Annotated in this window: 22 protein-coding genes; 9 read left to right on the forward strand and 13 right to left on the reverse strand. The window is 66.7% G+C overall.

What is annotated here, in order from left to right:
- Positions 1-108 precede the first annotated feature (108 nt).
- From DFO45_RS04305 to DFO45_RS04325, 5 genes are all read right to left on the reverse strand, one after another.
- A complete protein-coding gene (locus DFO45_RS04305; protein ID WP_133863917.1) occupies positions 109-963 on the reverse strand; it encodes a D-amino-acid transaminase in 855 nt (284 codons plus the stop codon).
- A gap of 95 nt (positions 964-1058) precedes the next feature.
- A complete protein-coding gene (locus DFO45_RS04310; RefSeq protein WP_133863918.1) occupies positions 1059-1976 on the reverse strand; it encodes a LysR family transcriptional regulator in 918 nt (305 codons plus the stop codon).
- Complete coding sequence (locus DFO45_RS04315; RefSeq protein ID WP_133863919.1) at positions 1976-2641, reverse strand: aspartate/glutamate racemase family protein; 666 nt, start codon at positions 2639-2641, stop codon at positions 1976-1978. Before DFO45_RS04315 ends, DFO45_RS04310 begins: the two co-directional genes overlap by 1 nt.
- Positions 2642-2657: 16 nt before the next feature.
- Positions 2658-4127, reverse strand: coding sequence for a dihydropyrimidinase (gene hydA, locus DFO45_RS04320; RefSeq protein ID WP_133863920.1), 1470 nt, complete (start codon positions 4125-4127; stop codon positions 2658-2660).
- 263 nt (positions 4128-4390) lie between these two features.
- A complete protein-coding gene (locus DFO45_RS04325) occupies positions 4391-5146 on the reverse strand; it encodes a GntR family transcriptional regulator (RefSeq protein WP_133863921.1) in 756 nt (251 codons plus the stop codon).
- A 111-nt stretch (positions 5147-5257) separates the two neighbouring features.
- Between DFO45_RS04325 and DFO45_RS04330 the strand changes: the two genes are divergently transcribed.
- Positions 5258-5617, forward strand: a complete 360-nt coding sequence (locus DFO45_RS04330; RefSeq protein ID WP_133863922.1) for a hydroxyisourate hydrolase — start codon at positions 5258-5260, stop codon at positions 5615-5617.
- Here the strand turns inward: DFO45_RS04330 and DFO45_RS04335 are convergent, their stop codons facing one another.
- The 4 genes from DFO45_RS04335 to DFO45_RS04350 form a co-directional block, all read right to left on the reverse strand.
- On the reverse strand, positions 5618-6421 hold the full coding sequence (locus DFO45_RS04335) for an ABC transporter permease (protein WP_133863923.1): 804 nt from the start codon (positions 6419-6421) through the stop codon (positions 5618-5620).
- Positions 6422-6432: 11 nt separating this feature from the next.
- Complete coding sequence (locus tag DFO45_RS04340) at positions 6433-7284, reverse strand: ABC transporter permease (protein WP_133863924.1); 852 nt, start codon at positions 7282-7284, stop codon at positions 6433-6435.
- A gap of 260 nt (positions 7285-7544) precedes the next feature.
- Positions 7545-8591, reverse strand: coding sequence for an ABC transporter substrate-binding protein (locus DFO45_RS04345; protein WP_133863925.1), 1047 nt, complete (start codon positions 8589-8591; stop codon positions 7545-7547).
- A 22-nt stretch (positions 8592-8613) separates the two neighbouring features.
- A complete protein-coding gene (locus tag DFO45_RS04350; RefSeq protein ID WP_133864403.1) occupies positions 8614-9711 on the reverse strand; it encodes an ABC transporter ATP-binding protein in 1098 nt (365 codons plus the stop codon).
- Positions 9712-9865: 154 nt separating this feature from the next.
- On the opposite strand from DFO45_RS04350, the gene DFO45_RS04355 reads away from it, so the two are divergent.
- A complete protein-coding gene (locus DFO45_RS04355; RefSeq protein WP_245517950.1) occupies positions 9866-11275 on the forward strand; it encodes an amidase in 1410 nt (469 codons plus the stop codon).
- A 26-nt stretch (positions 11276-11301) separates the two neighbouring features.
- Here DFO45_RS04355 and DFO45_RS04360 read toward each other — a convergent pair whose 3' ends face one another.
- Positions 11302-12036 (reverse strand): FadR/GntR family transcriptional regulator, encoded by a 735-nt coding sequence (locus DFO45_RS04360; protein ID WP_012170501.1) that lies wholly within the window; start codon positions 12034-12036, stop codon positions 11302-11304.
- A gap of 310 nt (positions 12037-12346) precedes the next feature.
- On the opposite strand from DFO45_RS04360, the gene DFO45_RS04365 reads away from it, so the two are divergent.
- From DFO45_RS04365 to DFO45_RS04395, 7 genes are all read left to right on the forward strand, one after another.
- Positions 12347-13546 carry an iron-containing alcohol dehydrogenase gene (locus DFO45_RS04365; protein WP_133863927.1) on the forward strand — a complete coding sequence of 400 codons (1200 nt, stop codon included), beginning with the start codon at positions 12347-12349 and terminating at the stop codon, positions 13544-13546.
- Between the two features lies 1 nt (position 13547).
- The gene (locus tag DFO45_RS04370) at positions 13548-14759 is read left to right on the forward strand and encodes an exo-alpha-sialidase (RefSeq protein WP_133863928.1); all 1212 of its coding nucleotides are present in this window, start codon (positions 13548-13550) and stop codon (positions 14757-14759) included.
- A 31-nt stretch (positions 14760-14790) separates the two neighbouring features.
- Entirely contained in the window at positions 14791-15600 is an 810-nt protein-coding gene (locus DFO45_RS04375) for an ABC transporter ATP-binding protein (protein ID WP_133863929.1), read from the forward strand.
- Positions 15600-16478 carry an ABC transporter permease gene (locus DFO45_RS04380; RefSeq protein ID WP_133863930.1) on the forward strand — a complete coding sequence of 293 codons (879 nt, stop codon included), beginning with the start codon at positions 15600-15602 and terminating at the stop codon, positions 16476-16478. Before DFO45_RS04375 ends, DFO45_RS04380 begins: the two co-directional genes overlap by 1 nt.
- A 36-nt stretch (positions 16479-16514) precedes the next feature.
- A complete protein-coding gene (locus DFO45_RS04385; protein ID WP_012170506.1) occupies positions 16515-17585 on the forward strand; it encodes an ABC transporter substrate-binding protein in 1071 nt (356 codons plus the stop codon).
- 29 nt (positions 17586-17614) lie between these two features.
- On the forward strand, positions 17615-18289 hold the full coding sequence (locus tag DFO45_RS04390; RefSeq protein ID WP_348633839.1) for an SDR family oxidoreductase: 675 nt from the start codon (positions 17615-17617) through the stop codon (positions 18287-18289).
- A 600-nt stretch (positions 18290-18889) separates the two neighbouring features.
- A complete protein-coding gene (locus DFO45_RS04395; protein WP_012170508.1) occupies positions 18890-19345 on the forward strand; it encodes a MucR family transcriptional regulator in 456 nt (151 codons plus the stop codon).
- 150 nt (positions 19346-19495) lie between these two features.
- Here the strand turns inward: DFO45_RS04395 and DFO45_RS04400 are convergent, their stop codons facing one another.
- From DFO45_RS04400 to DFO45_RS04410, 3 genes are read right to left on the reverse strand one after another with little or no spacing between them, the layout of a single operon-like run.
- Entirely contained in the window at positions 19496-20524 is a 1029-nt protein-coding gene (locus DFO45_RS04400) for an oligopeptide/dipeptide ABC transporter ATP-binding protein (RefSeq protein WP_012170509.1), read from the reverse strand.
- Positions 20521-21522 (reverse strand): ABC transporter ATP-binding protein, encoded by a 1002-nt coding sequence (locus DFO45_RS04405; RefSeq protein ID WP_133863932.1) that lies wholly within the window; start codon positions 21520-21522, stop codon positions 20521-20523. Before DFO45_RS04405 ends, DFO45_RS04400 begins: the two co-directional genes overlap by 4 nt.
- The gene (locus tag DFO45_RS04410) at positions 21519-22469 is read right to left on the reverse strand and encodes an ABC transporter permease (protein WP_133863933.1); all 951 of its coding nucleotides are present in this window, start codon (positions 22467-22469) and stop codon (positions 21519-21521) included. Before DFO45_RS04410 ends, DFO45_RS04405 begins: the two co-directional genes overlap by 4 nt.
- Between the last annotated feature and the right edge of the window lies 1 nt (position 22470).

A 22470-nucleotide genomic window follows, 5' to 3' on the forward strand; every position in this document is an offset into this window, starting at 1 on the left:
TGCCTGAGATTGATGCAGGATGGGCAGGGCCGATCACCGGTCTTTGAACGGAAACGGCCCTCCCTCAGACGCGAGGGAGGGCCGCTCGAGATTCCGGGATGAGACGTGTCAGACAGCCGTCTGACGCGCAAACGCGATGTAGAGTTCGCGCAGGCGCTTGGTGAGGGGGCCGGGCGTTCCGGTTCCGATGGGCTTGTCGTCAATGGCCACCACGGCCTGCACGAAGCTGGAGGCGGAGGCTATGAAGGCCTCCTTGGCGGCGAGCGCCTCGTCCAGCGTGAACAGGCGCTCTTCCACCGTGATAGTGCCCTCGGCGGCCAGCGCCAGCAGGGCGCGGCGGGTGCATCCGGGCAGGACGGCGGTGGAGTTCGGGCGCGTTACCACCACGTCATTGGCGGTGATGATGAAGGCGGACGAAGAACCACCCTCGGTGATGAAGCCGTCCTCGATCATCCAGGCTTCCTGGCAGCCCGCCTCGGCGGCGGCCTGCTTTGCGAGCACCTGGGCCAGCAGGGCCACGCTCTTGATGTCACGGCGCGCCCAACGCAGGTCCGGCACCGACTTCACGCGGATGCCCGTCTCCGCCGTCTTCGAGGCGAGGATAGTCTTCTCCTGCGTGAACATGAAAAGGGTGGGCTTGGCATCCTTCGGGAAGGTGAAGTCCCGGTCGGCCACGCCGCGCGTCACCTGCATGTAGACGACGCCCTCGGTGAGGGTGTTGCGGCGGACCAGCTCGCGCTCCAGTTCCACCAGTTCCTCAAGGGTCACGGGCAAATCGAGGGCGATCTCGCCCACGGAGCGCTTCAGGCGGGCGAGGTGGCTGTCATTGTCCACCAGCTTGCCGTCGAGCACCGCCGAGACCTCATAGATGCCGTCGGCGAAGAGGAAGCCGCGATCGAGGGGGGAGATGCGGGCCTCGGCGAGGGGCACGAAGTCCCCGTTGACATAGGCGATACGGTCCATGACAGAACTCCAGGGGTAGCGCGCGGCGGGCACAACCCGTCTCGCGAGAGATAAAGCCGAGCTTGTGCCGGCCATGAACGAAGCGGGCGCGCGCGTCAACCCGAAGGCGGCGCGCGGAACTGTCGCCGCAATTCCTCGATGAAGCTATGCACGAGGCGCGAGCGCGGCACGCCCTTGCGCAGCAGCAGCACCACGGAAATCTCACAGGGCGGGCTGAACGGACGCTGGACCAGCTCCGGCGAATGGTGAAATTCCGCCGTATAGGGATCGACGACGGCAATCCCGAGCCCGGCCTGCGCCAGCACGGCGGCCGTTGAGCAGTAACGCACCTCCACCCGTGGATCGTAGGTGGCGTGGTCGCGGTCGAAGGCCGAGCGCAGGATCTGGCCGAGGCGCGATGCCGCTTCCAGCCCCACGAAGCGATGCCCCGCCACGTCGCTGGCGGTGACTTCGGACCGGTTTGCCAGAGCTGAGCCTGCCGGAACAAGCGCCACCATGTGGGTGCGGTGGAGCACCTCCACATTCACGTCGAGGTCCTGGTCGATGGCGAGCGCAATGCCCACATCGGCCGAACCTTCCTTGAGCGCGGCGAGAATGTCCGAGAGGCGGCGCACGTCATAGGAAACGGAGACCTCCGGCCGCTCCTCCAGCAAGGCCCGCAGCGCCCTCGGCGCGGCGGTGTGGCCGATGGGCGGGGTGGCGACGATGCGGATGCGTCCGGATTTGCCCTGCCGGATGTCCCGTGCCCTTAGCGAAAAGCTGCGCAGGACGCCGAACAGGGGCCTGATTTCCTCGTAGAGCGAGAGCGCCTCGGCGGTGGGCTCCAGCCGCCGGTGCGCCCGCTCGAACAGGGTAATGCCCAGTTCCCGCTCCAGCTGGCGCAGGCCGTTGGAGACTGCCGGCTGGGAGATGCCCAACTGCTCGGCCGCCTCCACCGTGGTCTGGCAACGCATCATCGCGCCGAAGATCTCCAGCAGGGACAAGGAGACCTGTGGTTCATCGCCCTCGCGCATCAGCCGCCCACGAGCACCCGGCCGAGGGCCTGCGCCACGGCGGCCTGCGTGGCGTCCACCACTGGAATGCCCAGTGCCTCTTCCAGAATGCCGCGCTGGGGCGACATGCCGGCGCAGCCGAGGATGATGGCGCCAGCGCCCATTTGCTTGAGCTTCGTGCCCGCCTCCCGCAGCAGATCGAAGCTCGCAGCCGGATCGCCGCTTTCGGCCACCGTCAGCGCGCGCGCGGGGGCGACCTCGCCGGCCAGCCGGCTCATGACGCCCATGCGTGCGAGATTGGCAAGGTGGCGCGGAATGGAGCCTTCCGCCACCGCGATGACGCCGAAGCGATCGGCAAGGCCCATGGCCGCCAGGACGCCGGCATCCTGCATGCCGACCACCGGGCGACGGGTCTCCGTGCGCAGCAGGTCGAGGCCGGGCTGCGAGTAGCAGGCAATCACGATGGCAGAGGCATCCAGGCGCGCCTTGGCGAGATCGGCCGTGCGCAGCGCGGCTTCATAGACGTCGCGCTGGGTCATGATGCCCAGCGGGCTCTCGGCGATGGTGAGGCATTCAATGGCCGGCCCGCCGCCGAGCCGGAAGGGCTCGACCGCACGGGACAGGGCCTCGGTGACGGCGACATCGCTGTTGGGATTGATGACGAGGATGGGGCCTTTGGTGGTCATGGCGCGATCCTCCGGCTCAGGGGGCGATGTCCGCGCCGAAATTGCGCGCGGGATCGAGTTCGGGGGCGCGATAGCCGGGACGGCCGGTGAGGTCCACCGTCGCGCGGGCGACGAAGCGGCCGCGACCGCGCGTGGCGACGAGTTCGCGCTCTTCCACCACCACTTCGCCCCGGTTCAGCACCGTGCGCGGCCAGCCGGTGACGGTGAGACCCTCGAAGGGGGTGTAGTCCATATTGTCGTGCTGGTCGTCCAGCGACACCACGCGGGTCTCGTTCGGATCCCAGATGGCGATGTCGGCGTCGAAGCCGGGCGCGATCGAGCCCTTGCGCGTCATGCCGAACACCTTGGCCGCGTTGGTGGACGTGAGCGCGACGAACTGGTTGGCGCTGATGCGGCCCTTCACGACGCCTTCCGAGAACAGCCAGGGCAGCCGCATGGCGATGCCGGGCATGCCGTTGGCGATCTTGGGGTAGGGCACGTCCGCGCCGTTGAAGAGCTTGCCGCTCTCGTCATAGCGATAGGGCGCGTGGTCGGACGACACGCTCATGAAGGTGCCGGCCTGAATGTGCCGCCACAGGGCCTCCTGCGTCCGCGCATCACGCACGGGGGGCGAGCACATGAACTTCGCGCCCTCCATGCCGGGACGGTCGAGATCCTCGCGGGTGAGGGCGAGATACTGCGGGCAGGTCTCGGCGAACAGCTTCACGCCCGCCTGCGTCTCGCGCCGGATGATGGCCGCGCCCGCTTCCGTTGACACGTGCACCACGAACAGCGGCGCATCGACCAGCTTGGCCAGTGTCACGGCGCGGTTGATGGCCTCCTCCTCGGCCAGCTCGGGTCGCGAGATGGCATGATACTTCGGCGCCGTCAGCCCCTTGGCGGCGAGGCGCTTGTTCATCCACTTCACCATGTCGTTGTTCTCGGCATGGACCATGGTGAGCGCGCCATGGGTCTTGGCGACGGTGAGCACGTCCAGCATGCCGCCATCGCCGAGGTTCAGCAGGTCGTAGGTCATGAAGACCTTGAAGGAGGTGATGCCCCGCGCAAAGGCGCGTGGCAGCTGCTCCTCCAGCACCTCCGGCGAGGGGTCTGAGACGATGAGATGGTAGGAATAATCGATGACGGAATTTGGCGCCGCCCGCTCGTCATAGATCGCGACCACATCATCCAGAGACTGGCCGCGATGCTGGGCGGCGAACGGGATGAAGGAGGAATTGCCGCCGAAGGCCGCCGAGACCGAGCCGGTGTAATAATCGTCGGCGGTCATGATCTTGGTGGAGCTTTCCTGTGCGATATGGGCATGGCCCTCAATGCCGCCCGGCATCACCAGCCGGCCCGTGGCATCGATCCGCTTGGTGCCGCCCGCAAGGCTTTCCGCGACGGCGGCGATGCGTCCGTCGCGGATGCCAATGTCCGCCTTGTAGGTGTCGGTGGCGGTGACGATGGTGCCGCCGTGGATGACCGTATCGAACGCGAAATCAGACATGGGAGAAACCTTGGGCAGGGGCGTTGCCGCGAGGGGCGGGACGGAAGGGGCGGTGCGAACTGGACGGTGGGCCGTTCAGCCCGGGCGCGCCTGATGCCAGCCGACCGGGAGGTCCGACGACGGCGGGCTTCCGGCTAGGGGACAGGTCGGCAGCGCTGGAGAGGGTAAGCGGCACGGCGGCAGGGTTCCGAACGCGGTGGCACATCGTAGCCGGCTTTGAACGATCATCCTCATAATGATACGACTTGTATTATAATTTCCGATTATACATTTCCCCGCTCGGGCAAAGGCCTCGCCATTGATCCCAGCCGGCGCCGTCCCGCCGCGCGGACTTCGCTGCTTTCGATCCGGGCGGCGGCGCAATAATCGGCGAAGAGGCCGCCGGTGCGGGCCACGTGGCGGGCCATGAGCATGCGTGTCATCTCCCCGTCGCGCCGGCGGAGCGCGGCGAGGATCTGCCGATGTTCCTCGATGGATTCTTCGACCCGCCCGAGCGACGACAGGCCGATGTTGCGCGCCCGCTGGAGGCGTCCGATGAGCCGGGCGTGCACCTCGGAGAGCGCCGGATTGCCGGAGCCCGCGACGATGAGCAGGTGGATCTTCCGATTGATGCGGATATAGGACACCCGGTCGCCAGCTGCGTGCCGCTCCTCCATCTCGCTCTGGTAGCGGGCGAGGCGGTCGAAATCGGCCTCGGCCATGCGGGTCGCGGCGAGGCTCGCGGCAAAGCTCTCCAATGCCACTTCCACCTCGAACAGGTGCCGCAGTTCGTCCGGATCGAGCGGCGCCACCATGGCGGGGCGGTTGGGCCGGAGCAGGACGAGCCCTTCGGCGGAGAGCTGCTTCAGGGCCTCGCGGATGGGCGTGCGCGAGGCGCCGAGCGCCTCCACCAGACGCCGCTCGCTGAGCACGGCACCGGGCGCGAGATCCAGGAAGACGATCATGTCCCGCAGCCTGTCTACCGCCTGATCGGCCAGCGAGGCGGGTGTGTCGCGGCGGGTAGGTGGCCGGGGGCTCATGACAATCCCTCGCCGGCAGGGCGGCCCGAAGACGCGGGGGACGCGATGACCGAAGGGAATGAAACCGCTACCATGGGGTCTCTTCCTTTACGGTGATGCGGGGTCAAAGGCATGGCGCAAGCGGGCGGAATCTCCATCCATGGGGTCGATATCGCGCAGGGCGTCGCCGCGCGGGGCCTGCATGTGAAGGTCTATGCCCTTGATCCGGAGCGGCGGCTGATCACCGAAGGCGTTCTCGGCGCCAATGGCGTGTTCGACGATCCCATCATCACCGGTGCCGGCATCACGGCGGGCACCTATGAGGTGGAGTTTGCGCTGGGCGCCTGGCTCAAGGCGAATGGCTATGGCGCGCGGGAAGCCGCCTTCCTCGACATCGTGCCGTTCCGCTTCGTCGTCACGCGGGTGGAGGAGCATTACCATCTGCCGTTCAAGTTCACGCCCTGGGGCATCCAGCTGTTTCGCGGCGTCTGATCAGGCAAGGCGCCGCGACAGGCCGGTGAAGCGCTCCATCACCATGATGAGGGCGACGGTGAAGACGATGAGCACGCCGGAGAGGGCGGCGATGGTCACGTCGAGCTTGCCTTCCAGATCCTGCCACATGCGGATGGGCAGCATGTCGGTGGCGGCATCGCGCAGGAACAGCGACACCGGCACATTGTCGAAGGACGACATGAAGGCGATGAACCCGCCGGCGAGGATGCCCGGCCGGATCAGCGGCAGGGTGATGCGGCGGAAGGTATAGACCTTTCCCGCCCCGAGGCTGGAGGAGCATTCCAGCAGTGTCGGATCAAGCTGGGAGAGCGCCGCCACCGTATTGCGCACCACATAGGGCACGCACACCACCGTGTGGCCGATGATGAGGGTGAAGGGCGAGACGGGAAGCCCGAGCGCCGAGAAGAACATCAGCGACGACAGGCCGAAGGCGAGCGCCGGCAGGATGAGGGGCGACATGAACAGCCCGTCCATCAGCTTGGCGGACAGGCGCGTCGAGCGCGAGATGCCAAGCCCCGCAGCAGTGCCGAAGAGGATGGAGAGCCCCGTCGCCCAGGCGGCCACCTTCAGGCTGTTCATGGCGGCGAACTGGAGCTGCCAGGCGTCCCACAGCGCCGCATACCAGCGCAGCGAATAGCCCGGCGGAGGAAAGCGCAGGGAGAAGCCGCTGGTGAAGGAGACGATGAGCACGATCGCCGTCGGGGCCACCAGCAGGATCAGCGCCAGCACCGCGATGAGGCCGATGACGAGGTGGAAGGAGAAGGTTTCCCAGTCGCGCCGCATGGCTGGTCTCCTCAGGCGCTGGCATAGCCGCGCGACAGGCGGCCGAGCAGGTTGAACACCATCACCACCGCCAGAACGGCGACGAGGAAGATGATGGAAATAGCGGCCGCGAACGGCCAGTTCTGGAGCGTGGAGGCCTGCTGATAGATGTACATGGGCATGAACAGCATCTGCCCGCCGCCCACGAGGCTTTGGGTGATGAAGGCGGTGATGGCCGCCGCATAGGTGAGCATGGAGCCGGCGATGATGCCCGGCAGCGAGAGGGGCAGCGTCACCCGCAGGAAGGTGCGCCAGGCGCCGGAGCCCAGCGAGAGCGAGGCGTCCGTGAGGTTCGGGTCGATACGCCCGATGGCCGTGATGAGCGGCAGCACCATGAGCGGCATCTGCACTTGCGCCAGTGCCACCACGAGGCCGAGGTCCGTGTAGATGAGGCGCAGCGGCGTCGAGATGATTCCCATGGACATGAGGGCGGAATTGACGATGCCCTGCCGCCCCAGAATGACGATCCAGGCAAAGGTACGCACCACCACGGAGGTGAGGAGCGGCATCAGCACGATGAGGATGATGAGGCTCTTCAGTCGCGGCCCGACGCGCGTATAGGCATAGGCCACGGGATAGCCCATGAGTAGGCACAGCGCCGTGACCTTGAGGCCCAGCAGCAGCGTGTTGCCCAACACGCCGAGGCTGAAGGCATCGCCGAGGAACTGGCCATACTGGTGGAGGCCATAGGCCGTTCCCTTGGGGTCCGCCTGAAAGCTCAGCACCAGCAGCACCGCCAGCGGCGCGAGGAAGAAGACGGCGAGAAACGCGCCTAAAGGGAAGGCGAGTTTCACGTCATAGGCGGTGGGCGCGGTGGTCGCCATGGCAAGGGGCCTTGGTTGGGCATTGGTCTGGATGTGCCCGCCGGCCAAAGCCGGCGGAGAAAAAGGTGTGCTTATCGTCAGACGGTGCTGATCGTTCGCGCACCCTCTCAGTTCGTCATGGCCGGGTTTGATCCGGCCATCCAAGGCGCTGTGGCGGGCGCGCCGCGGAGATGTGGGCGGACAACACCTGACGTCTCAGGAGCGCGCGGGCGGCGCGGCGTGGATGCCCAGGACGAGCCGGGGCATCACGTGGCACAGGCTCAGATCTTGATTTCGCGGTTGAACCGCTCGATCCAGGCGGAGCGCTGGGTGTTGATGGTCTTCCAGTCCTGGAAGACGAACTTCTTCTTCATCTCGTCCGCATCCTTCGCGAGCACCTTCGCGATCTCGCCGGTCATGGGCACCTTGCTGTTGGTGGGCACCACCAGATAGGGCGCGGCCATGAGCTTGGCCTGCACCTCGGGCGAGAGCGCCGCTTCGATGAGCTTGAAGGCCAGCTCCTGATTGGGCGAGTTCTTCACGATGTGCATGGTGGTCTTGAAGGCGATGGCGCCTTCCTTTGGCGCCACGAATTCCACCGGCACGCCCTGCGCCTTCAGGATCTGGATGGCGTTGAAATTGCCGGGGGAGATGTCCACCTGCCCCTGCTGGAAGAGGCTCGCCAGCGCGCCCGGATTGGCCGCCACCGCCGCCAGATTGGGCTTCAGCTTTTCAAGCGCCGCGAACCCCGGGTCCACATTGGCCTCGGAGCCGCCGTGCATCTTGGCGATTTCCACCAGGAAGCCCGTCCCGAGGGTGGAGTTGAGGTTGGTGATACCGACCCGGCCCTTGAACTCCGGCTTCCAGAGGTCCGCCCAGGAGGTGGGCGGGGTCTTCACCGTCTCGGGATTGTAGGTGAGGCCCACCACCTGGAAGAAGGGGGCGGGGCCGGTGTCCACCTGCGCCTCGGAGATGAGGTCCTTGTAATAGGCGCTCTTGGCCACCGGATAGGGCTCCACCAGCCCCTCGCCGATGGCGATCAGCGCCGGGCCGGGATCGTGCAGCATCACGTCGATGGGCGGGTTGGCGGCGGCCGCCTTCACCTTGGCGATCTGATCCACCGAGAGCATCGGATCGAGCACAATGGGGGCGTTGTCCGTCATCTTGCGGAAGGCGGGCACGAGGACCGCCTTGTGCGCCTCCTCCCAACTGCCGGTGAAGGTCGCGAAGACAAGCGGGCGCGCCTGTGCGTAAGAGATGCCGGGGAAGACCTGCATGGCGCCGAGGGCCAGCGCGGTCTTGAACAGGGAGCGGCGGTTGAGGTCCATCAGGGTCTTCTCCTCGAAAGGCTCAGGCGGCGGGATAAGCGGTGGCAAGGTCGGCGGAGAGGGGGCGCACGCGCACGGGCGTGCCGGTGGCCAGCAGCGCCGTTCCGGCGCGGCGGGGCTCGGACACCTTGATGCCGGCGCCATCCGCACCGCGCACCTCGTGAACAACCGTGGGGCCGAGCGGCAGGCCCATTTCCACCACGGCGGCAAAGCCCGACGGGTCGTCGGCGATTTCCAGATGCTCGGGCCGCAGGCACACGGTGCAGCGCTGTCCGGCGACCAGGGGACTGGAGGGGGTGCGGGCATGGAGTTCCGCGCCCGCATCGAGGCGGATGATGGCGCCGCCCGTCTCGGCGGAGAGAACCTGACCGGCGAGTTGGTTGGCGCTGCCGACGAAGGTGTTCACGAACAGGCTTTCCGGCCGGTCATAGATGTCGGTGGGCGAGGCGAACTGTTCGAGGCGTCCCTGGCTCAGAACCGCCACGCGGTCGGCCATGGAGAGAGCTTCTTCCTGATCGTGCGTAACCATCACCGTGGTGATGCCGGAGAGGCGCTGGAGGCGCTTGATCTCGATCTGCATGTCGAGGCGCAAATTCTTGTCGAGCGCCGCGAAGGGCTCGTCCAGCAGCAGGATACGCGGCTTGATGGCGAGCGCGCGGGCGAGTGCCACGCGCTGCTGCTGCCCGCCGGAGAGCTGGCGCGGCAGGCGGTCGGCGAGATGCCCGAGCTTCACCAGATCGAGCAGGCGTTTCGTCTCCGCCTCGCGCTCGGCCTTGGATACGCCCTGCGCGGCCGGGCCATAGGCGACATTCTCGGCGATCGAGAAGTGGGGAAAGAGGGCATAGTTCTGGAACACGATGCCGATGCGGCGGCGGTTCGGCCCCAGATCATCCACCACCTCGTCGCCGAGGATGATGCGGCCTTCCGTCTGGCGGATGAAGCCGGCGATGATGCGCAGCAAGGTGGTCTTGCCGCAGCCGGAGGGGCCGAGCAGAGCCACCAGCTCGCCGGAGCGGATGTCGAGATTGATGTTCTCCACCGCGGTGCTCGACCCGTAGCGATGGGTGACGCCATCCACCACCAGCGCGCGGCCGCCCTCGGATTGGGTCCCTGTCTGCATCATTCCATCCGGCATCCATCTTGCGTGCTCTCCTCTCAGCAAGTGGTATGCCAAAAGCTGAAAATGTATTTTCAGTCAGGACTTTGTGAATTTCGCTTTGATGCTGACGATGGGGCATGCGCCTTGTGAACAGGCAGATCTGGAGAAGGATGGCGTGAAAAGTATCACTGCGGCCGGACAGAGCCTTCCGACATGGGCGAGCGCCGCGGACCTCGCACGCCGCATCGCGACCCGTGCCTGCACGGCCAGCGCGGCGGTGGAAGAGCATCTGGCGCGGATCGCGGCGCTCGAACCGCACCTGAAGGCCTTCATCACGGTCGATGCGGATGGCGCGCGGCGACGCGCGCGCGAACTTGATGCCAGCCCGCAACGGCAGGGGCCGCTGCATGGCCTGCCGGTCGCCATCAAGGACCTCACGCGTACGAGGGGCCTGCGCACCACGCTCGGCTCGCGCGCCTTTGCCGGCGAGGTGCCCGAGGCCGACGATCCCGTGGTGGCGCGGCTACGGCGGTCAGGCGCCGTCATTATCGGCAAGACGAATACGCCGGAATTCGGCTTCGGCGCCGTCTGCGTCAATGATCTGCAAGGGCCGACCGCAAATCCCTATGACCCCGTGCTCACCTCCGGCGGATCGTCGGGCGGCTCCGCGGTGGCGGTGGCAACGGGTATGTCGGCGCTCGCGCATGGCACGGACTTCGGCGGATCGGTGCGCACGCCCGCGAGCTTCTGCGGCGTGGTGTCGATCCGCCCTGCTATCGGCGTCATCGCCGATCCAGACCGTGAACTGGGCTGGACCGGCCTTGCCACCCATGGCGCCATGGGCCGTTCGGTCGAGGATGCGGCGCTGCTGCTTCAGGCTATGGCCGCGCCCAACGCCTATGATCCGCTCTCGACCGCTCTGGCCGCCGGTCCGGATGCCCCGCCCAGACGGGTCGCCGTGACGCCGGATTTCGCCGTCGCGCCCGTCTGCAAAGCGGTGCGCCGGCGCTTTGCACGTGCGGTGGACGAGATGCGTGCCGTTGTGGGCGAGGTCGTAGAGGCAACGCCCGATTGCGCGGGTGCACCGCTGGCGTTCCGCACCTTGCGGGCGGCGCAGATCGCGCGAACCTATGGTGCATTCGTTGACGGAAACGTGCCGGTGTCACCCACCGTGCGCTGGAATGTGGAGGCGGCCCGCAGCCTCACGGCGCAGGACTATCTGGCGGCGGAAGCCGCGCGGACAGTGCTCTGGCGCCGTTTCACCCGCTTCTTCGAGCAATATGATGTGCTGGTGACGCCGGCCGCCTCTGTCCTGCCCTGGCCGAATGCCGAGGGAGAACGCATGGAGATGGACGGGCGACCGCTGGCCGACATCCTTGATTATCTGACGATCACTTTCATCGTCTCGCTGGTGGGCTTTCCGGTCGTCACGCTTCCGGCGCCCTGCGGGCCCGGAGAGGTTCCCTTCGGCCTCCAGCTCATCGGGCGACCCGGCGCGGAGGCCGGACTCATTGCGTTCGCGGCACGTCTGGAAGGCGAGGCGGGGTTTTGTTGGTCACCCCCGCCATCTGTCAGCATGTTGTAAGTCCTGCGCGGCTGTCCAGGGGGGCGTCACAGGGCGAGGTCGAGCACCTTGCCCTCGAACAGGCGGTCGTAGGAGCCTTGGATGTGGCGCCTCATGGCGTCGCGCGCCTCTTCCGCCTTGTGGTCTCGAATGGCGGCGAAGATGGAGGCGTGCTCCTCGAGGACGGCGGCGAGATCGCCGGACGGGCCGAGCAGGGAGAGGCCATGCAGTTTCATCCCCACCGTGATGTGCTCCTTGAGCGCCTGCATGGAGGAGAGGAAGAAATAATTGTTCGACGCCTCCGCGATGGAGATGTGGAAGGCGTAGTCCGCATCCTCCCGATGGCGGTGGGCATAGGTGGTGTCCCGCAGCAGATCGAGCGCACGCTCGATGGTGTCGAGGGCTGCGCGATTGTTGCGCTGTGCCGCATAGAAGGCGTTCGCCGGTTCGACCTCGAGGCGGAATTCGTAGCAGCGCTGCACATCCGCGATGGTTCCGACGGGCGCATAGGCGAGGGCCTTGCCGCTCTCCGGTTCCGGACCCCGCACGAATGTGCCGGCGCCCTGCCGGGAGAAGACCAGCCCGTCTTCCCGCAGGCGGCGCAGGGCCTCGCGCACCACAGGCCGCGACACGCCGAACAGGGCCGAGAGGTCGTGCTCCCCCGGCAGCCGTGAGTGCGGCGGATATTCGCCGGACGTGATGCGCGCCCGCAATTGGTGATGCACCCGCTGCACCAGCGGGGAAGGGGGCTGAGGTAACGGTTGGGAAGCTGATCCGGCCATGAACTATCCATTACAACTCATGACATGTTCGTCAAGGTGCCTTGTCTTCCTGCTCAACCTGGGTTTGGCGGCTTCGTGTTGTGTCTGGGTTATTACAACATGTTGACATGATCTGTGTCCTGCTGTTCACTTTCCGGAAAGGCCCGACAGAGGCCGTGGGCAGGAGACGTTGAGAGGGTGCCGCAGAATGCGGCGCGTCCGCCGATGTCTCTCGCCCGCCGAGCAACAGACATGGGTGGACAATGCACAAGGTTTGGCTTGACGCTTTGCGTCCCGTGGCCGGGCGCGTGCCCGCACATGGACGGGTCCGATGAGCGGCCCGGTCCTGCGCCTGCGGGCCGATGATCCGGGCGCCGGCGTCCCGCCGTCTCCCGTCTCCCGCGCAAGCCTCGCGACGCCGCTTGCGCTGCAGCGCCCACGGGTGGTCGAGTTCGGTGCCGGAACGGCGCCCATCGCCGGCCGCTGGGCCGCCGCGCAAGGCTTCTCGCGCATACTGGTCGTGGCCGACGCCTTCAACGCCGCCCGCATCTATGTGCTGGAACTGAATGGCGCAGTGACCGTCTTCGGCACGGTGAAGCCGGAACCGGATGTTCCCAATCTTGAAGCCGCCCTTGCCCTCGCCGAGGCGACCAAGCCGGATCTCGTGATCGGCTTCGGCGGCGGCAGTGCCATGGATCTCGCCAAGCTGGTGGCGGTGCTGCCGGGAAGCGGGCAGACGCTGGCCGAGGTCGTGGGTCCGGAGAAGGTGAGAGCCAAGGGCCCGGCGCTCATGCAGGTGCCGACCACCTCCGGCACAGGCAGCGAGGCGGGAACGCGCGCGCTGATCACCGATCCGCAGACGCAGAACAAGCTCGCGGTTCAGAGCCTCCATATGCTGGCGGACATCGCCATCATCGATCCGGCGCTGACCCTGACCGTGCCGCCCGCTGTGACGGCGGCGACGGGTGTGGATGCCCTCGCCCATTGCGTCGAGGCCTACACCAGCCGCAAAGCCAATCCGCTCATCGACATGTATGCGCTCGAGGGCGTGCGGCTTGTTGGCGCCTTTCTCGCTCGCGCCGTGGCGGATGGCAGCGATGTCGAGGCGCGGGCGGGTCTATCTCTCGCCTCGCTCTATGGCGGTTTCTGCCTCGGGCCGGTGAACACGACGGCGGGCCACGCTGTGGCCTATCCGCTGGGCACCCGTCATCACATCGCCCATGGCGCCGCCAATGCGCTGATCTTTCCGCACACGCTGGCCTTCAACGCCCCGGCCATGCCGGAGAAGACTGCCGCCGTCATCGCGGCGCTGGGCCTCGGCGCGGCGTCGCGGCAGGCGGACGTGTTCGAGGCCGCCCATCGCTATTGCGCCGGCCTCGGCTGCGAGATGCGTCTGTCCGCGCTTGATGTGCCACGCGACGACCTGCCTGTCATGGCGAGCGAGGCCCATGCCATTCGCCGCCTGCTCGACAACAACCCGCGCGACATGAGTCGCGAGGACATTCTTGCGATCTATGAGAAGGCTTATTGAGATGGGCAGCCATCCCACCGCCATCGAGCCCGCTGGCCTGACGGAGCGCACCGGAATCCTCCATCCGCGCGAGGGGGATCCGGCGCGCACCGAGGCTTATCTGCCCTCGCCCTGTGTCCAGAACCATGCCGCGAACATCGCTGTGCTCGGCAATGGTGATCTGGCGACCGTCTGGTTTGGCGGGACACAGGAAGGCATTCCCGACATATCGGTCTATTTCTCGCGCCTCGCGAAGGGCTCGGACCGCTGGACGGTGCCGCAGAAGCTCTCGGACGACGGCACGCGTTCCGAGCAGAACCCGATCCTGTTCCCGACGCCAAGCGGCGATCTCTGGCTCATCTGGACGGCGCAGATTTCCGGCAACCAGGACACCTCCATGGTGCGCAAGCGCGTCTCGCGCGACCATGGCGTGACCTGGGGACCCATCGAGACGCTGTTCGAGGCGCCGGAGGGCTTCGGCCTTTTCGTGCGCCAGCCGCCCGTGTTGCTGGATGACGGCGCCTGGGTCATCCCAGTGTTCCATTGCGTGAGCGTGCCGGGCGCCAAGTGGGTGGGTGATCGCGACATCAGCGCCGTGCGGGTCTCTGCGGATCAGGGGCGGACATGGAGCGAGCATGTGGTGCCCCATTCCCTCGGCTGCGTGCATATGAACGTGCTGAAGACGAAGGAGGGCCTCGTGGCGCTCTACCGCAGCCGCTGGGCCGATTTCATCTATCTCAGCCGCTCTGCGGACGGCCGCATCTGGTCCGCGCCCGAGCCGACGGTTCTGCCCAACAACAATTCCTCCATTCAGGCGACCGTGCTGGCGGACGGGCGCATCGCGCTGGTGTTCAACAATTCCAGCCACAAGGACGCCACCGACCGCCGCACCGGGCTTTATGACGACATCGAGGATGACAGCGCGCCGACAGCTTTCGCAGCGTCTTCCGCACCGCCCGAGCCGGCCGGCCGCACCGCCTTCTGGGGGGCGCCGCGGGCGCCGTTGACGCTGGCTCTCTCCGCCGATGGCGGCAGCTCCTGGCCGGTCCTGCGCAACCTTGAGGTTGGCGACGGCTACTGCATGACCAACAATTCCAAGGACGGCCTCAACCGCGAATTCTCCTATCCGTCCATCACGCAGACGCCGGATGGCATGCTGCAGATCGCCTTCACCTACTATCGCCGCGCCATCAAGCACGTCCGCGTTGCGCCCGACTGGGCGCAGGCGGACTGATCGCCGCCAGAACAGAGAAAGGGAGACGCCCATGGCTGCCATCGCGCAAGCCCATCCGATGGATCCCGCCGCCGGCTCGGCGCGCGATCTCATCCGCATCCGCAATCTTGAGAAGACCTATTCGGACGGCGCGGTGCACGCGCTGTCCAATATCAATCTCGATATCAGGGAAGGCGAGTTCGTCTGCGTGGTCGGCCCCTCCGGCTGCGGAAAGTCCACACTGCTGCGCATTCTTGCGGGTCTCGATGATTATGACACCGGCACCGCGGCCCTCGACGGCAAGGCGATCACCGGCCCCTCCCGCGACGTGGGCGTGGTGTTCCAGGCTGCGAACCTGCTGCCGTGGCTGACGGTGCGCGAGAATGTGGCTCTGCCGCTGCGCGTCGGCGGCAGGCAGACCGGCGAGGTGGAGAACATCGACCGCCTGCTCGACGTGGCGGGCCTCAAGGATTTCGGCCACCGCTATCCCTATGAGCTGTCCGGCGGCATGCAGCAGCGGGCCGGCATCTGCCGGGCACTGGTGCGCAGCCCCCGCGTGCTGCTCATGGACGAGCCCTTCGGCGCCCTCGATGCCTTGACGCGCGAGCGCATGAACCTCGAACTCCAGCGCATCTGGCAGGCGAGCCGGAAGACGGTGATGCTCATCACCCACTCCATCTCGGAAGCCATTTTCCTCGCCGACCGTGTGGTGGTCATGTCCGCGCGTCCCGGCCGGGTGATCCGCGAGCTGGAGGTGCCGATCCAGCGTCCGCGCAGCAACGACAGCATCATAAGCCATCCGGCCTATCCGGCTCTCGCCAAGGAGATCCGCGGCCTGCTCAACGCCCAGGGAGACGAGTGATGAGCGAGGCAAAGAGCACCATCGTGCCCACCTCCGTCGGCATCGAGACGGTACAGAGCAATCCGGTCGTGCATCCGGGCGGGCGCAAGAAGAAGGCGAGCCGGGGCGTCAACGGCACCGCCATCATGCTGGTGGGCCTCGTCCTGCTGTTCACCGGCTGGGCGCTGGCGGTGAAATATATGGAGATTCCGTCTTACATCCTGCCCTCGCCGGCGGCGGTGTGGAACGCGCTCTGGTCGGGCCTCGCCGTGAGCCCCGCGAGCCCGCTCGGCTATTATCTGCCGCTCTGGGGCACGCTGAAGAATGCGGCCATCGGCCTCGCCATCGGCTCCGGTCTCGGCCTCCTGCTCGGCTCGCTCATGGCCGAGAGCCGGGTGATCGAAAAGCTGCTCATGCCCTATGCCTTCGCGCTGCAGAGCCTGCCCAAGGTCGCCATCGCCCCTCTGGTGGTGATCTGGTTCGGCTTCGGCGATGGCTCCAAGATTGCCATCTCCGCGCTGCTGGCCTTCTTTCCCATGCTCATCAACAGCTTCACCGGCCTGCGCGCGGTGGAGCCGGAGCGCATCGACCTCATGCGTTCGCTCTCCGCCTCGCGCTTCGAGACCTATCGCATCGTGAAGCTGCCGAATGCGGCGCCCTACATCTTCGCCGGGCTCGACATGGCGGTGGTCTATGCACTGCTCGGCACCATTGTCGCGGAGTTCCTCGGGGCTCAGCAGGGGATGGGCGTGGTCATCACGCAGGCGCAGGCCGTCACCGACGTGGCCGGCGTCTTCGCGGCCCTCGTCATTCTCGGCGCCATGGGCATCCTGCTCCACGGCATCGTGCGCGGCCTCGAGGCGCGCGTGGTGCACTGGGCGGATCGCGGCCGCAAATAACGACAAAAGAAACGATAAATTCCGGGAGAGACGAACATGATCACACGCAGACAGTGGCTCCAGGCGAGCGGGGCGTTTGCCGCGGCGCTGGCGCTCGGCCCGCGCGCCCTCGTGGCGCAGCCGATGAAGACGGTTAAGGTCGGCGTCGGCCTCAAGTCCATCAACGCCAGCGTCATCAACCTGCTGATCGGCGAGGCGCTCGGCTACAATGCCGAGGAGGGCTTCAAGGTTCAGGGCATGGCGCTTGGCGGCAATGCCAACGTGCAGGTGGCCACCAACAAGGGCGACGTCGACGTGGGCATCGGCGTGCCGTCCTATGCCCTGCCTATCCTGGCGAAGGGCGAATGGGGCAACGCGCTCTGGTTCTACCAGTACACCTATCCCTACAAGTGGGACGTGGCGGTGAAGCCGGGCTCGACCATCAAGAGCTACACCGACCTCAAGGGCAAGAATATCGGCGTCTCCGACTTCGGCGGTACGGAATATCCGGTCACCCGCAACGTGCTGAAGCAGCTCGGCATCGATCCGGACAAGGATGTGAAATGGACGGCGGTGGGCGCGGGCGTGCCTGCCGGTGTCGCGCTCCAGAGGGGCGCCATCGACGCGCTGGCTTATTATGACACGGGCTTCGGCATCATCGACGGTGCCGGCATTCCCATGGAGCTGGTGCAGCGGCCGAACAATCTGCCGATGATCGGCGGCCAGTTCCTTATGGGCCTGCGCGAGCGCATCAAGGCCGAGCGCGAACTCTTCGTCGGCTTCGGTCGCTCCACGGCCAAGGCATCCTACTTCATTCTGGAGAATCCGGCGGCAGGGGCGAAGGCCTTCCTGAAGCTCTATCCCGAAACCGCGCCGCGCGGCTCCAGTGAGGAGCAGGCCGTGAAGTCGGTGCTGGAGGCCATCAGCCGCCGCATCAAGCTGTATCTCCCGCCCTATCCGGGAGCCAAGATGGGAAGCATCCGGGAGGATGAGTTCGTCACCGAGGCCAAGATGAACGACCTCGCTATCTCCGACTTCTCGAAGATCTATACCAACGATCTCATCAACGACATCAACAACTTCGACGTGGAGAAGATCCGCGCGCAGGCGCGATCCTACGGCCAATGAGTGCTGTCTCGTCTGAAGGTGGCGGGCGCGTGCCACACGCGCTCGTCACCGGCGTGAGCTCCGGCATCGGCGCGGAGATCGCGAGCCAACTGCTGGCGCTTGGATGGCGTGTGACCGGCTTCAGCCGCGGACAGCCCGGGCAGGAACATCCGGCGCTCACGCATGTCCCGGTGGACATCTCCGAGCGCGGCGCGCTGGCGGAGGCCCTGCTGGATCTGGCGCCGCTCGACGCCCTCATCCATGCCGCCGGCATATTGCGCGTTGGGACGCTGGGAGCGTTGGACCCGGAGAACGGCAAGGCCATGTGGCGCCTCCATGTGGATGCGGCCGAGCAGATGATCGAAGGCACGGTGGCCGCGATGCCCGAGGGCGCGCGCATCGTCCTGATCGGTAGCCGCACGGCGGCCGGCTCGGCCGGGCGGGCTCAGTATGCGGCGACCAAGGCGGCGCTGGTCGGCATGGCTCGCTCGTTCGCCATCGAACTCGCCCCGCGTCGGATCACCGTGAACGTGATCGCGCCCGGTGCCACCGACACGCCCATGCTTCAGGACCCCAGCCGCGCGTCCGTGACGCCGAAGATGCCGCCGATGGGCCGTCTCGTGCAGCCGAAGGAAGTGGCCTCATTGGCAGCCTTCCTGCTTTCGGACGGAGCCGCGAGCATCACCGGCCAGCAGATCGTCGTCTGCGGCGGCGCATCACTCTAAGGACAGGGCGCGAGATTCCGCGTCCTGTCTCTCGGTCGCTGCCGGCTGCCATCGGCGATTGCCTGTCCTTCTGCCGCAGGCACCGCGGGGAGTTGCCGACGCTGGGCTCTCCCGCCGCTCATGTGCAAAGCCTTCGCCGGTGGCAAGGCGCGCGGTCGCACACCCTCCCTCCAGCGCCCGTCGCATCGTCCGTCCGTGCATCAGCGGCCCGGACTTTGTGCGCGATGCGAGGCAGAGATAGTGACCAATAGAATAATAAGGCGCCTCGACATGTCAGTAATAATGCGCTTCGGCTTCGCATTGTCCGATAAATGACGGTATCATAAAACCTCATGAATTGGACTATATTAAAGCCGCATGGCATCCGCGCGGCTGCGTATCGGTGGGGGAGGGCGCAAAACTTGGCCGCATAAAATCATGCGCAATGCGGGTTGAATTAGCCGCAATCCGCAGCCTGGGGCGGAAGATGTCCGCCCCTGATTTATTCTTACCACTTTAGCGAAAAGTGCCGTATTAAGGGGCTGTTCCGGAATCACGCCGCTTGCGGGGCATACGGGGGAGCGCGGCGTCAGACAATCAAACCGACAACGGGAGAGCCTGTTGAGCCTAGACCCCCAGAATAGCGCCACGCTTGAGCTGGTTGCTGATATCGTCACCGCCTATGTGGGCAACAACACTGTCGCACAGAGCGATCTGTCCGACCTGATCGTAAAAGTCCACGCCGCGCTGCGCGGGCTGAGCGGAAATACTGCGGAAGCCGCGCCCGTCGAAGAGCTGAAGCCCGCCGTGCCCGTGAAGAAGTCCGTAACCCCGGACTATATCATCTGTCTGGAAGACGGTCGTCAGTTCAAGTCGCTGAAGCGTCACCTTCAGTCTGCTTACGGCCTCACGCCGGATGCGTATCGCGCCAAGTGGAACCTTCCGCGCGACTATCCGATGGTGGCTCCCAATTATGCGGCGGCTCGCTCCGAACTCGCCCGGAGCCTCGGACTTGGCCGCAAGCCGGCGCCCGAGCCGGCCAAGAAGGCCGCTCCCGCCCGTCGCAAGAAGGCCTGAGTTCGCGCGACGCCGGCGTGCCTCACTTGGAGGCGCGCTCGGCCCGAGCAGCTCTCATGGAATCACCCGGCAGGTCCGCCGACCTGTCGGGTGTTCGCGTTTTGGCGGACAATGGACGCCGCTGATTCGGCTGGCGTGTCCTCTTCGTGTTCAGCCGATGGGGAGGGGCATCGCCTCGCGCTCCGCAACCACATGGCAGGCGACGAGGCTTGCCCCTGCGGGAAGCGCACGCGGCACCTCCGCACGGCAGCGCGCCTCCACCAGCGGACAGCGCGGATGGAACGTGCAGCCCGAGGGGGGCGACATGGGGTTGGGGATTTCGCCCGTCACCGCCTGTCGCGGCCGCCCGAAGGCGGAGAGGTCCGGGATCGCCTCCAGCAACATCCGGCTATAGGGATGGCGGGGCCGGGCAAACAGCTCCCGCGCTGGTGCCGTTTCTCCGAGCCGGCCGAGATAGAGCACGCCCACGTCGTCGGCCATATGCTTCACCACCGCGAGATTGTGGGTGATGAGCAGATAGGTGAGGCCGAACTGATCCTGAAGGTCCCGCATCAGGTTCAGCACCTGCGCCTGCACGGAGACATCGAGTGCCGATGTCGGCTCGTCGCAGATGATGAAGTCGGGATTGGCCGCCAACGCGCGCGCAATGGCGATGCGCTGGCGCTGGCCGCCGGAGAATTCGTGCGGGAATTTCCGGCCCACCGACGGGTCCAGCTTCACCAGCCGCAGCAGCTCAGCAACCCGCCCCTCCACCGTGGCGCGGTCGGTGGCGAGGCCGAAGGCGGTGAGCGGCTCGGCGATGATGGCATCCACGCGGAAGCGCGGGTTGAGGCTCGCATAAGGATCCTGGAACACCATCTGGAAGCGCCGGCGCAGACGCTTCACTTCGGCGGCGTTGGCCGGGTTCGAGATGTCCGTGCCGTCGAACAGGATCTGCCCCCGGCTCGGCGGAATGAGGCCGGCGATCATCCGGGCGATGGTGGACTTGCCCGAACCGCTCTCGCCCACCAGCGCGAAGGTCTCGCCCTTGCGGATGGAGAAGGAGACACCGTCCACCGCCCGCACCAGCCGGCGCGGCTCGCGCTCGATCACCCGGTTGAGCCAGGGTTTGGACACATCGAACACGCGATAGAGATCGCGCACCTCCACCAGTGGAGGAGAGGATGTGGGGGCTCTCATCGCGCCGCCTCCAGCGCTTCGGGCCGGTGTGCCGGGTCGAGCAGGAAGCAGGCAGCGGAGGTCCCGTCGGCGGCATAAAGAGGCGGTCGTTCCGCCGCGCAGCGGGCGAAGGCGTGCGCGCAGCGCGGATGGAAGGCGCAGCCGCCGGGAATGGCAGAAAGCTGCGGCATGGAGCCGGGGATCTGCACGAGGCGCTCCTCCTCCGCGTCGAGCCGGGGAATGGCGCCCATGAGGCCGCGCGTATAGGGATGGCGGGGCGCTGCGATGACATCGCGCACCGGGCCGATCTCGGCGAGTCGCCCGGCATACATCACCGCCACACGGTCGGCGGTCTCGGCGATGACGCCCATGTCGTGGGTGATGAGGATCACCGCCGTGCCCTTCTCGCGGCACAGCCGCTTGATGACGCCGATGATCTGGGCCTGCACGGAGACATCGAGGGCGGTCGTCGGCTCGTCGGCGATGACGATCTCCGGATCGCAGGCGAGCGCGAGTGCGATCACTACGCGCTGGCGCATGCCGCCGGAGAACTGGTGCGGGTAATGGTCGATGCGCTGGCGCGCCGCGGGAATGCCCACCTCTTCGAGAAGGCCGATGGCCCGTTCCCGTGCGCCCTTGGCGTCGAGCGGCAGGTGGGTGCGGATGGTCTCGGTGAGCTGGTCACCAATGCGCAGCAGCGGGTTCAGCGAGGTGAGGGGGTCCTGGAAGATCATGCCGATGCGGCGCCCGCGGATGTGACGCAGGCCCTCCGGCGGCAGGTTATCGATGCGCTCGCCCTTGAGGCGCACCTCGCCGGCCGCGATCCGGCCCGGCGGCGTCAGGAGGCCGATGAGCGCCGAGCCGGTGAGCGACTTGCCGGCGCCGCTCTCGCCCACGAGGCCGAGCACCTCGCCGGGGGCGAGATCGAAGGAGACGTCGTCCACGGCCGTGAGCGTGCCGCGCCGGGTGCGGAACTCGACCCGCAGGTCCTTGACGGAGAGAAGGGGCGTCTCGCTCATCCGCGCAGCCTCGGGTTCAGCGCATCGCGCAGCCAGTCGCCCAGCAGGTTCACCGAGAGGGCGATGGCGAGCAGCGTGATCGCCGGAAAGAACAGGATCCACCATTCACCGGAGGCGATATATTCCTGCCCGATCCGGATCAGCGTGCCGAGCGAGGGCTGGGTCGGCGGCGCGCCGACGCCGAGAAAGGAGAGCGTCGCCTCGGTGATGATGGCGAGCGACAGGCCGAGCGTGGCGATGACCAACACGGGGCCGATGACGTTGGGCAGGATATGCCTGCGCATGATGGTGGCCTGCGGCAGGCCCACCACGCGGGCGGCCGCCACATAGTCCTTGCCACGCTCCACCAGCGTCAGGCCGCGCACGGTGCGGGCATATTGCGGCCATTTCGACACGCCGATGGAGAGGATGAGCACCGGAATGGCGATGCTCTCCTGCGCCGTAACCGGCACTGCTCCGCGCGCCACGCCGAAGATCAGCATGGCGACGAGGATGTCCGGAAAGGTGAGCTGGATGTCCGCCACGCGCATGATGAGGCTGTCCAGCCAGCCGCCGCGATAGCCAGCCAGCAGGCCGAGGCCGACGCCCAGCCCGATGGACACCGCCACCGAGGCGAGCCCCACCAGCAGCGACATCCGCGCGCCATAGAGGATGGCGGAGAAGACATCGCGCCCCTGGTCATCGGTGCCCAGCAAAAATTCGTTGCCAGTGAAGGCGCTGGGCGTCAGCGGCGGGGTCTTGCCGTCCATCAGGTTCAGGGAAGCGGGATCGAACGGGTCCGTGGGCGCGATCCAGGGTGCGAACAGGGCGGCAAGCGCGATCACCAGCACCACGAAAGCAGCCAGCATGGTGACGGGCGAGGTGCGGAAGGAATGACCGATGTCCGAATCCCAGGCGCGGGCGAACCAGTTAGGCGTGCGCTCGGGCGAAGCGGTGGTGAGCGCCATG

It is taken from the genome of Azorhizobium sp. AG788, from assembly GCF_004364705.1.
Lineage (GTDB): Bacteria > Pseudomonadota > Alphaproteobacteria > Rhizobiales > Xanthobacteraceae > Azorhizobium > Azorhizobium caulinodans.

What these genes read in the sequence shown, in the direction of transcription:
- DFO45_RS04305 (WP_133863917.1), bottom strand. Translation starts at nt 963, where the DNA reads ATGGACCGTATCGCCTATGTCAACGGGGACTTCGTGCCCCTCGCCGAG.
- DFO45_RS04310 (WP_133863918.1), bottom strand. Translation starts at nt 1,976, where the DNA reads ATGCGCGAGGGCGATGAACCACAGGTCTCCTTGTCCCTGCTGGAGATC.
- DFO45_RS04315 (WP_133863919.1), bottom strand. Translation starts at nt 2,641, where the DNA reads ATGACCACCAAAGGCCCCATCCTCGTCATCAATCCCAACAGCGATGTC.
- hydA (WP_133863920.1), bottom strand. Translation starts at nt 4,127, where the DNA reads ATGTCTGATTTCGCGTTCGATACGGTCATCCACGGCGGCACCATCGTC.
- DFO45_RS04325 (WP_133863921.1), bottom strand. Translation starts at nt 5,146, where the DNA reads ATGAGCCCCCGGCCACCTACCCGCCGCGACACACCCGCCTCGCTGGCC.
- DFO45_RS04330 (WP_133863922.1), top strand. Translation starts at nt 5,258, where the DNA reads ATGGCGCAAGCGGGCGGAATCTCCATCCATGGGGTCGATATCGCGCAG.
- DFO45_RS04335 (WP_133863923.1), bottom strand. Translation starts at nt 6,421, where the DNA reads ATGCGGCGCGACTGGGAAACCTTCTCCTTCCACCTCGTCATCGGCCTC.
- DFO45_RS04340 (WP_133863924.1), bottom strand. Translation starts at nt 7,284, where the DNA reads ATGGCGACCACCGCGCCCACCGCCTATGACGTGAAACTCGCCTTCCCT.
- DFO45_RS04345 (WP_133863925.1), bottom strand. Translation starts at nt 8,591, where the DNA reads ATGGACCTCAACCGCCGCTCCCTGTTCAAGACCGCGCTGGCCCTCGGC.
- DFO45_RS04350 (WP_133864403.1), bottom strand. Translation starts at nt 9,711, where the DNA reads ATGCAGACAGGGACCCAATCCGAGGGCGGCCGCGCGCTGGTGGTGGAT.
- DFO45_RS04360 (WP_012170501.1), bottom strand. Translation starts at nt 12,036, where the DNA reads ATGGCCGGATCAGCTTCCCAACCGTTACCTCAGCCCCCTTCCCCGCTG.
- DFO45_RS04365 (WP_133863927.1), top strand. Translation starts at nt 12,347, where the DNA reads ATGAGCGGCCCGGTCCTGCGCCTGCGGGCCGATGATCCGGGCGCCGGC.
- DFO45_RS04370 (WP_133863928.1), top strand. Translation starts at nt 13,548, where the DNA reads ATGGGCAGCCATCCCACCGCCATCGAGCCCGCTGGCCTGACGGAGCGC.
- DFO45_RS04375 (WP_133863929.1), top strand. Translation starts at nt 14,791, where the DNA reads ATGGCTGCCATCGCGCAAGCCCATCCGATGGATCCCGCCGCCGGCTCG.
- DFO45_RS04380 (WP_133863930.1), top strand. Translation starts at nt 15,600, where the DNA reads ATGAGCGAGGCAAAGAGCACCATCGTGCCCACCTCCGTCGGCATCGAG.
- DFO45_RS04385 (WP_012170506.1), top strand. Translation starts at nt 16,515, where the DNA reads ATGATCACACGCAGACAGTGGCTCCAGGCGAGCGGGGCGTTTGCCGCG.
- DFO45_RS04400 (WP_012170509.1), bottom strand. Translation starts at nt 20,524, where the DNA reads ATGAGAGCCCCCACATCCTCTCCTCCACTGGTGGAGGTGCGCGATCTC.
- DFO45_RS04405 (WP_133863932.1), bottom strand. Translation starts at nt 21,522, where the DNA reads ATGAGCGAGACGCCCCTTCTCTCCGTCAAGGACCTGCGGGTCGAGTTC.
- DFO45_RS04410 (WP_133863933.1), bottom strand. Translation starts at nt 22,469, where the DNA reads ATGGCGCTCACCACCGCTTCGCCCGAGCGCACGCCTAACTGGTTCGCC.